Below are 12,966 nucleotides of genomic sequence, written 5' to 3'. Positions count from 1 at the left end.
TCCGTCGCAGTCTAGCACGAGCGCTCGCGCCGCAAGGCGGCGCGCCCCCCCGCTATGCTATGCTCCGCGGCGCGCCCGGATGGTGAAACAGGTAGACACAGGAGACTTAAAATCTCCAGGCCGAAAGGCCGTGCCGGTTCGAGTCCGGCTCCGGGCACCAACCCGAAAACGCGGCAGCCGAACCGGCACGCGTGCCGGCCGGGATGCCGGACCATCGAGTCCGGCTCCGGGCACCAGCCTGACACCGCGGCGGCCTGAGAACGCGGTGGCGGGTGCGCCTGATGCTACAATGCGCCGCATGATGCAGGTGGTCGCAGGTGATTGATTTGTCGAGCTTTAAGTCGGATGACGCAGGGGAGGGCAGGCTGTCGCTGGCGTCGCTCATACTCTTCGTCGTCATTGCCTGCCTCGTCGCCTCGGATCTGGTCGCGGACTATGGCGAGGGCAGCGGTATGGCGCACCTCGTTGCCGAGGGCTTCGTCCTGCTCCTGGCCTTGAGCGGTGCGGTGCTGCTCTGGCGCCGCCTGCAGGCGGCGCGGGCCGCGGTATCCAGCCTGCGGTCCGACCTTTCCGCCGCGCAGGCCGAGGCCAGCAGCTGGCGCAGCGAGAACGAGCAGGTGCTGCGGGGGCTGGGTGCCGCGATCGAGGCGCAGTTCCGGCGCTGGGAGCTGACCGGTGCGGAGCAGGAAGTGGCCCTGCTGCTCCTCAAGGGCCTCGGGCACAAGGAAATCGCCGCGCTGCGGTCAACGAGCGAGCGCACCGCGCGGGAGCAGGCGAGGGCGGTCTATCGCAAGGCCGGGGTAAGCGGGCGCGCCGCCCTGTCGGCTTTTTTCCTCGAGGACCTGTTGTTACCCATGGCGGCGGAGCGCCCCGGGGCCTGATTGCGTCAGGCGGAGGATTCCGCGGCGCGGAGCACCTTGCGGCCGGCGGCGGGAACCGCGTGCACCAGCAGGCCGGCGGCGATACCCGGCAGCCCTTCATAGACCACTGACTCCCACCCCAGCTGACGCCACAGGAGCGAGACGCCCAGGCCGACCGCCAGGGCGGTCAGGGCGCGCGCCTGCGAGGGCCGGGCGCCGAGGGCCAGGGCGATGAGCAGCGGGGCGAAGGCGCTGGCCAGCGCCGACCAGGACAGGATGACCAGCGCAAACACGCTGTCACTGCCGGAGAGGGCGAGAAACAGGGCGCCGGCGGTCATAAGGACCGTCGACGCCTTGATTAGCACCGGCCGCTCGATGCGGTGGGGCAGCAGGTCGTGGGTGAGAGCGGCGGAGCAGGACAGGATCAGCGAGTCGGCCGTGGACATGGTGGCCGCGAAGATACCGGCCAGGATCACGCCCACGAGTACGCCGGGCAGCAGCTCCAGGGCCATGGTCGGCAGGGCGAGCTCGGCGTCAAAATCACCGCTGTCGGCGAGATAGAGGCGGGAGAGCAGGCCGACGGCGGTGGCGGCGAAATAGAACGCCGTGAACCAGAGGTAGTACCAGGTTCGCGCCCGGCGCATGCCCGTGGGCCCTTCGGACAGGGTCATGAAGCGCACCATGACGTGGGGCTGGCCGATCACCGAGAGCCCGGCCGCCATCCAGCCGAGCACGAACAGCGGCCCGCCGGTCCAGCCCAGGAAGGCCGGTGCCTGGGGCGTCCAGCGGGTGAACTCGGGGATCGTCTTCCACTCCTCCCAGGCCGCGCCGAAGCCGCCGAGCTCGACCACCGCGACAACCAGTAGCAGCGTCATGGCAACAATCATGACCATGGACTGGGCCGCGTCGGTCCAGATCGAGGCGCGGATGCCGCCGGCGAAGCAGTAGGCCACAACCAGCACCGAGCCGAGCACGGCGCCGGCCCAGAGCGGCCACTCGAAGAGCACGTGCAGCGCCTTGCTGCCGGCGAGCAGCTGAGCACCGGCGTAGCTGATCAGGAAGAGCAGGGAAATGGCACCGATGGTGCGCTGCAGGGCCGTATTGCGCTCGCCGTGCCAGCGGGCGAGGACGCCCGCATAAGACACCTCGTCACAGTTCTGGGTGGCGGCGCGGAGTTTCGCGTGGATGAAGGTCGAGCCGAGGTAGTCACCGAGCAGCCAGCCGAGCATCAGCCAGATGGCCGGGAACCCGGTGGCGTAGGTGTAGCCGATCACCCCGATGAACATATAGCCGGAGTTGTTGGTGGCGACTGCCGAAAGCCCCACCAGCCAGGGGGGCACGGTGCCGTCGGCCAGGTAGTAGTCGTGCCGCGTACCCCGGCTGGCCCGCGCCGACGAAATGCCGATGAGGGTGAAGCCGAGGAGGCACAGGATGAAGGTCGCGACCACGCGCGAGTGCTCGCTTCAGCGCGCCATCAGGAGGCGAGACAGATCGCGCGGCCGTGGTCGATCGGCTCCACCAGCTTGCGGTGCAGGGCAACGACAGCGCGCTCGTAGTCGCTCTCGCTGACCACGAACTGCATGTCCACCTGGCGGCGGGACTGGTGCATGGCCAGCACGGAGACCGTGTCGTCGGCCAGCGCCGTCACCGTCCGTGCGAGGATTCCCGGGATCTGCATGTCGCTGCCGATGGCCGAGACGATCGCGACGCGCTGCTGGTCCAGCTCTGCGCTCGGGAACAACGCCTCGATCTCGCGGCGGATCCGCTTCACGGTCTTCAGGTTGCAGGCCAGGTAATGCGTGATCGTGTTCGCGTTCATGTCCTTCGACACGATGCCTGCCTTGTAGCGGCGGATGATCGAGAGGATTTCCTGGTCGTGGCGGCCCACCTGGCCGGCCATTTCCTGGTCGAAGACCTCGAGGGCGTACACACCCCGGCGGCCGGCGATGATCTCGACGCAGGGTTTGCTGCTCACGTACTCGGAAGTGATCAGCGTGCCTGTGTGTTCCGGCTCGAAAGTGTTCTTCACGCGCAGGGGGATGCCGCTCTGGCGCAGCCCCTTGGCGGCCTTCGGGTGGATCGCCTCCATGCCGAGGTTGGCGAGCTGGTCGGCCACGTCATAATTGGTGCGACCGATGGGCACCACGTTGTCCTCGCCGACGATCTTCGGGTCGGCGCTGGAGAGGTGGAACTCCTTGTGCACCACCGCCTCGCTGGCACCGGTGATCACGGCCAGGCGGCTGAAGGTCATCTCGCTGTAGCCGCGGTCGAAGCTCGCCATGAGGCCGTCGTCGCTGTGCGCATAGCCGGTGACGATGGGCATGGTCGTGCTCACGTCGATTTCCGCCATGGCTTCGCGGATGCGGTCGTCCAGCGGCAGGTGCTCCTCGCTGCGCCAGGCCGTCAGGTCGACGAAGCGGGCATTGACGCCGTCGCGCTGCAGCAGCTGCGCGGTGTTCCAGGCGCTGTGCGCCTCGCCGAGGCTGGCGAGCATCTCGCGCACGGTGTCGAGATGCGCCTCGAGGCTGAAGTGGCCGTGGTCACAGAGCTTGGCCAGGTTGTGCAGGCAGGCTTCCGCGGAGTACAGCCGCTCGTCGATAAAGGCGTTGGCGCGCTTGGTGTCGGCGGCGTCCCCGAACAGTTCGGCGTTCAGCGCGTGCATCTCCTCGCGCAGCGTCTCGAACTCCTCGCGCCAGGCCGAGTCCTGCTGGCTGCCGGAAAACAGCGCATAGACGCCCGGGCGACCGCTCTTCTTGTGCTCGAGCAGGCGGTTCGTGATGCCGCCATAGGCGGACACCACGAAGACCCGGCCGTAGAGGTTGTCGCTGTCCCCGCCGCGCAGAAAGATATTGTCGCGGATCGCGCGGTAGTCGAGCATCGACGTCCCGCCGATCTTTTCTACCGTATGGGTATTCACGCGTCGATCTCCTCCGCCTCGAGCTCGTAGGCGCCTTCTGCGTTATGCACTTCCTTGCCCGAGAGGGGCGGGTTGAACACGCAGGCCATGGTCATCTCGCTGAAGGCCCGCAGGATGTGTTCGTCGTGCTTGTCGAGAATGTAGAGTGTGCCGGGGGCGATCGGGTACTTCTTGCCGTCCGCCAGCGTCTCCACCTCGCCTTCACCACTGACACAGTACACCGATTCCAGGTGGTTCTTGTAGTGCATGCGGAAGTCGGCACCGGCGTAGATCGTGGTGATGTGAAAGGAAAAGCCCATGTTGTCGTTCTTGAGCAACATGCGCGTGCTTTCCCAGTTGTTGTCCGGCGAGACGATGCGCCGGCCGGAGGCTTTCGCCTCCGCGAGAGTCCTTACAATCATTGCTTGCTCCTTGCGTTTCCGGTTTCGAAGGCTGTGCCGGCTCAGGAGGCGCGGCGCAGCTCGAACACCTCCGTGGCTTCGGGCATCTCGTCGGTCTCGGCGCAGACCTCGGCCACGGCCTTCTCCAGAATGTCGAGGCCCTTGGTAAGGTTGGCGTCCGAGATCGTCAGCGGGCAGAAGATCTTGATGACCTCGTCCTCTGCGCCGCAGGTCTCGATGATCATGCGCTCTTCAAAGCAGCGCGCGGCGATCTTGCCGGCGAGCTCGCCACAGACGCAGTTGAGGCCCTGGAACATGCCGCGGCCGCGGACGGAGAAGTGACCCTCGCCGTATTCATCGGCCATGCGCTGGAGGCGCTTGGCCACGTAGGCTCCCTTGCGCTTCACACTGTCGCTGAAGGCGTTGTCGGACCAGAACTCGTCGATGGTCGCCTTCGCCGTCAGGAACGCCATGTTGTTGCCGCGGAAGGTGCCGTTGTGCTCACCGGGCTTCCACTGGTCCAGCTCCGGGTGCAGCAGCACGACCGCCATGGGCAGGCCGTAGCCGCTGATGGACTTCGACAGGGTGACGATGTCCGGCTTGACCCCGGCACCTTCAAAGCTGAAGTAGGTGCCGGTGCGGCCGCAGCCGGCCTGGATGTCGTCCACGATCAGCAGCATATCGTGCTTGCGACAGACCTTCTCGAGGTTGCGCAGCCACTGGGCCGAGGCGGCGTTCACGCCGCCTTCGCCCTGCACGGGCTCCACGAGTACCGCCGCCGGGTGATCGATGCCGGAACTGCCGTCGCAAAGCAGCTTGTCGAGATACGCGGTGGTATCGACGCCCTTGCCGAGGTAGCCGTCATAGGGCACCCGGGCGATGCCGGCGAGCTGCGTGCCCGCGCCACCGCGATGATGGGCGTTGCCGGTCGCAGCCAGCGGCCCAAGGCTGACGCCGTGGAAGCCGTTGGTGAAGGAGACGATCGTCTCCCGGCCCTTGACCTTGCGCGCGAGCTTCATCGCCGCTTCCACGGCGTTGGTACCCGTCGGCCCCGTGAACTGCACGCGGTAGTCGAGGCCGCGGGGCTTCAGGATCTTGTCGCGAAGTGCTTCCAGGAAGTCCGCTTTCGCACGGCTGTGCATGTCGAGGCCGTGAGTGATGCCGTCCTCGGCGATGTAGGCGAGGAGTTTCTCCTTCAGTACCGCGTTGTTGTGGCCGTAGTTCAGGGCACCGGCACCGGCCAGGAAATCGAGGTAGGCATTGCCGTCATCGTCGTAGATGTGCTCGCCCTGGGCGCGGTGGAACACGCGCGGGAAGGAGCGTGCATAACTCTGAACTTCCGATTCCGTTTCCTTGAAGATGTTCATGCCGTGTTCCTCTCGTCGTTGTGATCGTCATGATGGCCGGATTCGCTGTCCCCGGCCGCCGCGAAGGGACCGATGCGGACCAGCCGCTCGCTGTCGTGGGCGCCCTCGAAATGCCGCTCCCGGTCGAACCAGTCGCTGTCGGTCAGCGGCGCGTCGCGGGAGTCCGCGAGCTTGCGGAAGAGCCCCCAGGAGGCGTCATTGTCGGGCGTGATGCTGGTCTCCATGAAGCGCACGGCCCGGCAGGCGGGGCGCTCCAGGAGGTGCAGGAGCATGCGCAGGGCCAGGCCCTGGCCGCGGGCGGCGCTGCCGACGGCGACCTGCCAGATGAACAGCGTGTCCGGCCGCGCCGGCACCAGGTAACCCGAGATGCAGCCCACCAGGTCGCCGTCCTGCTCCGCGACGACGGTCGTCGCCGCGAAGTGGTCGCACTGGAGGAGGTTGCAGTAGAGGGAGTTCTCGTCGAGCGGGGGGCACTCGCTGATCAGTCGATGAACAGCCGGGCCATCGTCGGTTGTCGGAACCCGGAGGCTTGCGGTCTTCCGGGGCCCGTCAATATTTTCGGGTGTAATGATTCCGTCCCAAATAAGGTTTCCCGTGAATGATACAGGAGCCACAGAAAAATGCAAGTAAGTTGCCGATTTAGAACATTTTTTTACCCGCAGCTTACCGAGTACCGGTGCATACACTACCTTTATGACAAGGCAATGACGGCATCGCCCGGAGAATATCGATTAGTTTTCTAAGCGTCCGTCACGCGCTCGATCAACAGGGCGCTGCCGCTGCCCGCCGCCCCGGCGGCGGCGACCAGCCCGCGCGACAGGCCGCGACGCTCGAGTTCGTCGAGGAGCGTGATCGCCATGATCGCGCCGGTGGCGCCCATGGGGTGGCCCAGGGCAATGACGCCGCCGTTGACGTTGAGCCTGTCGTCGGGAATACCGAGGCGCTCCCGGGCAACCACCGACACGGCCGCAAAGGCCTCGTGGATCTCGAACAGGTCGACGTCGTCGACGGCGAGGCCCGTTCGTGCCAGCAGCGTTTCCGTGGCGGCCAGGCACCCGGTCAGCACCTGCAGCGGATCTGCCGCCACGGTGCAGGCAGCGCGGATGCGGGCGCGCGGCGCCTGCCCCAGGCGCTCGCCGAGGGCGGCGTCGCCCACCAGCAGGACGGCTGCCCCGTCGGCCATGGCGGGTGAGTTGCCCGCCGTGTGAATGTGCTCGATTGCCGCGAGCTGCGGATTGTGGGCGAGCTGGTAGGCATCGACCCCGGCCGCGCCGGCTTCCGCAAAGGCCGGGGGAAGGGCGGCGAGCTGCCCCGCGCTCAGCCCCTCGCGGATGCATTCGTCCACGGCCGCCGTGCCCCCCGGGGTCTCGATCGGCACGATGGAGGGGGCGAAGTAACCCGCGTCCCTGGCCCGGGCCGCCCGCTGCTGGCTGGCCAGGGCGACCGCGTCGGCGACCTCCCGGCTCACCCCGTTGAGGCTGGCGATCAGGTCCGCGCCGCTGCCCATCATCAGCATGCGGCACTCGGCCGCGAATGCCCGGTCCGTGAACACGCGTGCCTGGTCGGCCAGCATCGGTACCCGGGACATCATCTCGACGCCGCCGGCAAGCACGGCGCTCGCCTCCCCGCCGCGCACCTTCAGCGCCGCGAGGCCGAGCGCGTCGATCCCGGAAGAGCAGTAGCGGTTCACCGTCAGCCCCGGTACATGGTCGGGCCAGCCGGCGTGGAGCACTGACGCGCGGGCGACATTGCCGGCCTGCTCGCCGTGCTGGGTGACACAGCCGAGGATGACATCGTCGACCTGCGCCGGGTCGAGGCGCGCGCGGCTCGCGAGGGCAGCGTAGAGCTGGCCGAGAAGCGCCTGCGGGGTCACACCGTGGAGGGCGCCCGTGTCCCTGGCCCTCGCGCGCGGGCTGCGGACCCAGTGGTAAAGGCAGGCGTCGCTCATTCGCCCACCCCCACCACGAAGCTTGCGCAGGTGGTCGTGGAGCCGCCGACGTTGAAGGTAAGGAGATTCTCGGCGTCCCGGATCTGGCAGGCGCCGGCTCGGCCGCTGACCTGGCGCGCACCGTCGAGCACCATGCGCACCCCGGTGGCGCCGACCGGGTGGCCGAGGCCGATGAGGCCGCCGCTGGCATTCACCGGGAAGCCGCCGTCCCGGGTAATGCGCCCGTCCTCCACGGCCTGCCAGCCCTGTCCCGGGGGCGTGAGGCCACTGTGGTCCAGGGCGAGGTACTCGGTGATCGTGAAGCAGTCGTGGGTCTCGAGGCCGTCGACCTCGGTCACCTCGGCGTAGCCGGCCCGGTGCAGGGCATCCTCGATGGTCCGCGCGGCATGGGGGAAGATCAGCGGCTCGCCGGCACTCATGGCGAGCTTGCGCTCGAGGAGCAGCGGGGCGCTGCGGTGGCCCCAGCCCTTGATGCGGGGAATATCCGCGAGCGCAAGGCCCTGGCGCTGGGCGTGAGCGCGCGCCACGTTCTCGCTGGCCAGCACCACGCAGGCGGCGCCGTCGGTGATCTGGCCGCAGTCGAGCTTGCGGATGCGGCCATCGACGACGGGGTTCAGCTGGTCGTCGGGGCCGAAGCAGCCCTCGGGAAAGCGCCAGTGCCGGGTCTGCGCGTTGGGGTTGTCGCGGGCGTTGCCGAAGTTGACCTCGGCGATGCCCGCCAGGTGTTCCTCACGGATGCCGTAGCGCTGCTCGTACTCCGCTGTGATGCGGTCGAAGAGGTGCGGCCAGGGAAATTCGGCGTTCTGCGCTTCCTCGCCCTGCCACGCCGCCGCCCCGAGGTATTCCGCCCCCGTGCGCCCGTCGACATTGCGCATGAGTTCCAGGCCGAGCACGCAGGCCACGCTGTAGTGCCCGGCCTCAATGTCGCGCATGGCCGCGAGCATCGCCATGGAGCCGGAGGCGCAGGCGGCCTCGTGGCGGGCCGTGGGAATGCCCGCGAGCTCCGGGTAGACGTGGGCGAAGAAGCCACCGATGATCCCCTGGCGGGCGAACAGGTCGCCCACGAAGTTGCCGACGTGGCCGACCTCGATCTGCGCCGGCTCGATGCCCGCATCGGCGACGCCGGCTTCCAGCGTCTCCTGGAACATCGCATACAGGTCCAGGCCCTCCCGGGCCCAGTTGCGGGCGAAATCGCTCTGGGCGCCGCCCAGGATGTAGACGTGGTTCACGCGGATCCTCCCCGGGCTGCCACCGCAGCCACCAGTTCGTTGCGGACGACCTTGCCGAGTGGGTTGCGCGGCAGGGCGTCGAAAAGCTCGATGCGTTCCGGACGCTTGAAGCGCGCAAGGCCCCGCTCACCCAGCCAGTCGCCCAGGGCCTCCACGGCGGGTGCGCTGGCGCCCTCGGCGAGTACGAGACAGGCGCAGACGCGTTCGCCGAGGTCCGGGTCCGCATAGGCGCAGACGGCGGCCTCGGCAAGGTCCGGGTGGCCCTCGAGCAGCGTGTCCAGCTCGCTCGGCGAGAGCTTCATGCCGCCGCGGTTGATGATGTCCTTGCAGCGCCCGACGATGCGGTAGAAGTGGGGCGGGTCACCGCTGATCTCCACGAGGTCCCCGGTGCGGAAGAAACCGTCGTCGCTGAACAGCCTCCGGTTGTCGTGCCCCAGGTAACCGTCGAAGACGCCGGGCCCCGCGATGCAGAGCTCGCCGGGCTGTCCCGGGGCATCGATGGCACCGCCGGTCTGCGGGTCGACCACGCGGGTCGCGAGCACCTCGGCGCCGTAGCCGCTGAAGGGCATGCCGGCCACGCCGAGCCGGGGAAACAGTTGCGCGCGCTGCGCGGGGGCGGGAGCGCTTTCCGGTGTGGCGAAGAGGGCGATTCCCTCGTTGGAGCCATAGAAGTTCACGATCGGCTTGCCGTAGCGGCGTTCGAAGACCTCGATCATCGCCGGCGACAGCGGCACGGAGCCGGAGCCGATGGCGCGCAGGGCGCTGAAATCAAACTGTTCCCAGAGGGCGGGCTGCTGCGCCAGCCGGTTGAGCAGCGCCGGTGGGGCGATGGTGAAATTGACCGCCTCCTCCTGCAGCTGCTTCAGGTAGAGCGCCGGGTCCATCGGCTGGTGCAGGACCACGGTGCAGCCGAGCAGCGCCATGGGAAAGAGGAACCCGCCCAGGGCAGCCATGTTCACGAAGGGGAAGGGTGCCAGCAGCACCTCGCCGGGACGGTAAGCGCCGGCGGCCTGCGTGGTGCGGCCCTGGACCAGCCACATGTTGTGCGAGCGCGGCACGCCCTTGGGCGTGCCGGTGGTACCGGAGGTCCAGCAAACGGTGAGGATGTCGTCCGCGTCACCGCCCCAGTCCGCGTTTGCGTCCGTCCGTTCCGCGGCGTCGGCGAGCAGGTCGTCGATGGCCCACGCGGGCACACCGTCCATGGCACCGGCTCCCTCATCCAGGAGTGCCCGTTCCCCGAGCACGCGCTGGCTGATAAAGGCGCGTGGCGCGAGCGTCGCGGCGAAGCCGGCGATCTCGTGGCGCCCGTACTGCACCGCGAGCGGCGAGAGCACGGCGCCCAGCTTGCTGGCCGCGGCGTAGAGCAGAACAAGGGCGTGGGTGTTCGGTAACTGCACGAGGAGGGCATCGCCCCGCTCGATGCCGCGCGCCGCCAGCTCCCGGGCCAGGGCGCTGCTCTCCCGGTCGAGCTCCGCGAACGTGAGGCGCCGCGGCGGTCCGGCGCCGAGTGCCGCGCTGTTCGGCGGATCGACTACCGCGGTGCGTTCGCCGTGCTCACGGGCGAGGCCTGCGAGAAGGCTGTGCAACGTGTCGTCACCCCAATAGCCGGCTTCACGCTGGGCGGCGATGCGTGCGCTGCTGCTCGTTTTCATCTCAGGCCGCTCCCCTGGCAGCGGCGTAGTCGCGGGCGAGTTCCTCCACGATCGCGCTGATCGGCTGCACGGCATCGATGGCGCCGACACCCTGGCCGGCGGACCAGACATCGCGCCAGCGCTTCGCGTCCCCGGCGGCGGCAAGCACATCGATGTCCCCGGGGCTCGGCATGGCATCCGGGTCGTAGCCGGCCTGCGCCAGGCTCTGGCGCAGCCAGTTGGCACGCACCCCGGTGAGGGCGTCGGAACAGACGATGTCGGCGCTGGAGGCGGCGACGACCATGGCCTTGTAGTCGGGGTCTGCCATGCTTTCCTCGCTGGCAATGAAACGCGTTCCCAGGTAAGCATAGTTCGCGCCGAGCACTTCGGCGGCGCGTACGGCACGGCCGCTGCTGATGCCGCCGCCGAGGACGATCGGGCCGTCCCAGAAGCGCCGCACCTCCTCGACGAAGGCAAAGCCGGCGATCTGGCCCGTGTGGCCACCGGCGCCGGCGGCGACCAGCACCAGGCCGTCCACACCGGCCTCGAGGGCCTTGGCGGCAAAGCGTGGATCGATCACGTCGGCGAAAACCAGGCCGCCGTAGCCGTGCACCGCCTCCACGGCCTCCCGGGGGCTGCCCAGGGCCGTGATCACGAGCGGCGCTTCGTAGCGTACGGCCAGCTCGAGGTCCGCGTGGCGGCGGCTGTTGGAGCGGTGCATCATCAGGTTGACGGCCCAGGGGGCATCCTCCTTCGGGCTGACTGCGCCGCTGATCTCCTCGAGCCACCGCTCCAGGTCCTCCCCGGAGCGGGCGTTCACCGAGGGAAAACAGCCGACGATACCCGCGCGGCAGCTGGCGATGACCATCGCGGGCCCCGACTGCAGGAACATGGGGGCCTGGAAAACGGGCAGGCGGAGGCGGGAAAGGCAGTCTGGCATCGGTCGACCATAGTCACTTGTTTAATTAGACCTGCAGTCTAGGGCAGGTCGTGCCGCACGGCAACTGATGAGAGATGAGCCGTCATGGCAGAAAGATAATGCGACTTGCATAAAAGAACTGCCGCCCTATACTCGGAACGACAACTCGCAAGCCAGAGGGACTTCGCCATGGGCCTTCCCGCACAGGATGCCGAATACCCCACCGTGACGCACTGCATCGGGGGCGTCACCCGCTTCGATGACGCACCGGCGTGGATCTACAGCCTCGACAACCCCTACCTGCACGGCCCCTACGCGCCGGTCACGGAGGAACTGGCCGCCGATGGCCTGCGGGTGAGCGGCGAGTTGCCCGCAGACCTCGAGGGCGCATACCTGCGCAACGGCCCGAACCCGCTGCTGCCACCGAAGAACCGTTACCACCCCTTCGATGGCGACGGCATGGTGCACGGGGTCTACTTCCGTGACGGCGCGGTGAGCTACCGCAATCGCTGGGTCGGGACCGATGCGCTGGCCGAGGAGCAGGCCCGGGGCCGTTCCGTGTCGCCGGGTGTCATGGGCCCCTTCGATTACGACGTCTCGCCCTTCGGTATCAAGGATACCTCCAACACCGACCTGGTCTTCTACCACGGTGACCTCGTCTCGCTGTGGTACAACGCCGGTAACCCCTGCCGCCTCGACGGCCGGACCCTTGAAACGGAGGGCGGCTTCGTCCTCCCCGGGCGCCGGCATGCGCGCATGTCCGCCCACTCCAAGGTCGACTGGGCCACGGGGGAGCTCATCTTCTTCGACTACGGCGACGAGCCACCCTACATGACCTATGGCATCGCCGACCGCGAGGGGCGCCTGGTGCACGAGACCGCCATCGATCTGCCCGGGCCGCGCCTGCCGCACGACATCGGTTTCACGCGCCACTATGCCATCGTCCACGACCTGCCGTTCTTCCACGACATGGACGTGCTGCGCAAGCACCACCTGCGGGTGCTGACTTTTCACCGCGATATCCCGACGCGCTTCGGTATCGTGCCGCGCTACGGCGATGGCGGCGACGTGCGCTGGTTCGAGTGCGAGCCCTGCTACATCCTCCACGTGAGCAACTGCTGGGAAGAGGGGGACTGGGTGGTCATGGACGGCTGCCGCTCGGTCAACCCCATGCCGCAGGCCCGGCCGGGCGAGGGGGAACTGGCCCACATGCTCGCCTACATGCGCCTGGAGGCGAACAACTACCGCTGGCGCTTCAACCTGCGTACCGGTGAAGTGCGGGAGGGCGATATCGACGATCTGAACACGGAGTTCAACAAGACCAATCCGCTCTTCCACGGGGAGAAGAGCCGCTACGCCTATCACCAGCGCATCCCCCTGTCCCATGAGGGGGGGCACACGCTGCGTTTCACGGGGCTCGTGAAGTACGATAACGACAGTGGCTGTCGCTGGCAGTATCCCTATGGCGAGGGCGTCTTCGGCAGCGAGGCGGTGTTTGCGCCGCGCCGGGGCGCGGGTCGCGATCGGGCCGAGGACGACGGCTACGTGATCACCCTCGTGACCGACTCGAACAGCTGGCAGTCCGATTGCCTGGTCTTCGATGCCCGGGACATCGAGCAGGGCCCGGTGGCCAGGGTACATCTGCCGCGGCGCGTGCCCTACGGCTTTCACGCCACCTGGGCGCGCGGCGAGGACCTGTATCGCGCCTGAGCCGT

Annotated in this window: 11 protein-coding genes and 1 tRNA gene; 3 read left to right on the top strand and 9 right to left on the bottom strand. The window is 68.1% G+C overall.

The genetic code is table 11. The annotated features are described in order from the left end of the window. Nucleotides 1–73 precede the first annotated feature (73 nt). Nucleotides 74–160 (top strand) — tRNA-Leu (locus ACX93N_RS01780). Nucleotides 161–317: 157 nt separating this feature from the next. Then, nucleotides 318–881: a helix-turn-helix transcriptional regulator gene (locus ACX93N_RS01775; RefSeq protein WP_459426671.1), complete on the top strand. Its 564-nt coding sequence runs from the start codon at nt 318–320 to the stop codon at nt 879–881. A 5-nt stretch (nt 882–886) separates the two neighbouring features. On the opposite strand, the gene ACX93N_RS01770 is transcribed toward ACX93N_RS01775, so the two are convergent. The 9 genes from ACX93N_RS01770 to ACX93N_RS01730 all read right to left on the bottom strand — a co-directional run bounded on the left by ACX93N_RS01770 (nt 887) and on the right by ACX93N_RS01730 (nt 11,272). Beyond that, nucleotides 887–2,308, bottom strand: coding sequence for a sodium/proline symporter (locus tag ACX93N_RS01770; protein WP_459426670.1), 1,422 nt, complete (start codon nt 2,306–2,308; stop codon nt 887–889). 26 nt (nt 2,309–2,334) lie between these two features. Continuing rightward, nucleotides 2,335–3,777 (bottom strand): aspartate kinase, encoded by a 1,443-nt coding sequence (locus tag ACX93N_RS01765; protein WP_459426669.1) that lies wholly within the window; start codon nt 3,775–3,777, stop codon nt 2,335–2,337. Next, complete coding sequence (locus ACX93N_RS01760; protein WP_459426668.1) at nt 3,774–4,178, bottom strand: ectoine synthase; 405 nt, start codon at nt 4,176–4,178, stop codon at nt 3,774–3,776. The genes ACX93N_RS01765 and ACX93N_RS01760 overlap by 4 nt, the downstream gene beginning before the upstream one ends. A gap of 41 nt (nt 4,179–4,219) precedes the next feature. Then, nucleotides 4,220–5,524, bottom strand: coding sequence for a diaminobutyrate--2-oxoglutarate transaminase (ectB, locus tag ACX93N_RS01755; protein WP_459426667.1), 1,305 nt, complete (start codon nt 5,522–5,524; stop codon nt 4,220–4,222). After that, complete coding sequence (gene ectA / locus ACX93N_RS01750) at nt 5,521–6,138, bottom strand: diaminobutyrate acetyltransferase (protein ID WP_459426666.1); 618 nt, start codon at nt 6,136–6,138, stop codon at nt 5,521–5,523. The genes ectB and ectA overlap by 4 nt, the downstream gene beginning before the upstream one ends. Nucleotides 6,139–6,263: 125 nt before the next feature. After that, complete coding sequence (locus ACX93N_RS01745; RefSeq protein WP_459426665.1) at nt 6,264–7,472, bottom strand: acetyl-CoA C-acyltransferase; 1,209 nt, start codon at nt 7,470–7,472, stop codon at nt 6,264–6,266. After that, entirely contained in the window at nt 7,469–8,701 is a 1,233-nt protein-coding gene (locus tag ACX93N_RS01740; protein ID WP_459426664.1) for an acetyl-CoA acetyltransferase, read from the bottom strand. The genes ACX93N_RS01745 and ACX93N_RS01740 overlap by 4 nt, the downstream gene beginning before the upstream one ends. After that, a complete protein-coding gene (locus tag ACX93N_RS01735) occupies nt 8,698–10,353 on the bottom strand; it encodes a class I adenylate-forming enzyme family protein (protein WP_459426663.1) in 1,656 nt (551 codons plus the stop codon). Before ACX93N_RS01735 ends, ACX93N_RS01740 begins: the two co-directional genes overlap by 4 nt. Before the next feature lies 1 nt (nt 10,354). After that, nucleotides 10,355–11,272: an NAD(P)H-dependent flavin oxidoreductase gene (locus ACX93N_RS01730; RefSeq protein ID WP_459426662.1), complete on the bottom strand. Its 918-nt coding sequence runs from the start codon at nt 11,270–11,272 to the stop codon at nt 10,355–10,357. A 168-nt stretch (nt 11,273–11,440) separates the two neighbouring features. On the opposite strand from ACX93N_RS01730, the gene ACX93N_RS01725 reads away from it, so the two are divergent. After that, on the top strand, nt 11,441–12,961 hold the full coding sequence (locus ACX93N_RS01725) for a carotenoid oxygenase family protein (protein WP_459426661.1): 1,521 nt from the start codon (nt 11,441–11,443) through the stop codon (nt 12,959–12,961). Nucleotides 12,962–12,966 lie beyond the last annotated feature (5 nt).

The organism is Pseudohaliea sp. (assembly GCF_054552115.1).
This window is presented reverse-complemented; position numbering and strand designations above follow the sequence as displayed.

Excerpts from the sequence above, each read along its gene's own strand:
- ACX93N_RS01760 (WP_459426668.1), bottom strand. The coding sequence starts at position 4,178 with ATGATTGTAAGGACTCTCGCGGAGGCGAAAGCCTCCGGCCGGCGCATC.
- ectB (WP_459426667.1), bottom strand. The coding sequence starts at position 5,524 with ATGAACATCTTCAAGGAAACGGAATCGGAAGTTCAGAGTTATGCACGC.
- ACX93N_RS01745 (WP_459426665.1), bottom strand. The coding sequence starts at position 7,472 with ATGAGCGACGCCTGCCTTTACCACTGGGTCCGCAGCCCGCGCGCGAGG.
- ACX93N_RS01735 (WP_459426663.1), bottom strand. The coding sequence starts at position 10,353 with ATGAAAACGAGCAGCAGCGCACGCATCGCCGCCCAGCGTGAAGCCGGC.
- ACX93N_RS01730 (WP_459426662.1), bottom strand. The coding sequence starts at position 11,272 with ATGCCAGACTGCCTTTCCCGCCTCCGCCTGCCCGTTTTCCAGGCCCCC.
- ACX93N_RS01725 (WP_459426661.1), top strand. The coding sequence starts at position 11,441 with ATGGGCCTTCCCGCACAGGATGCCGAATACCCCACCGTGACGCACTGC.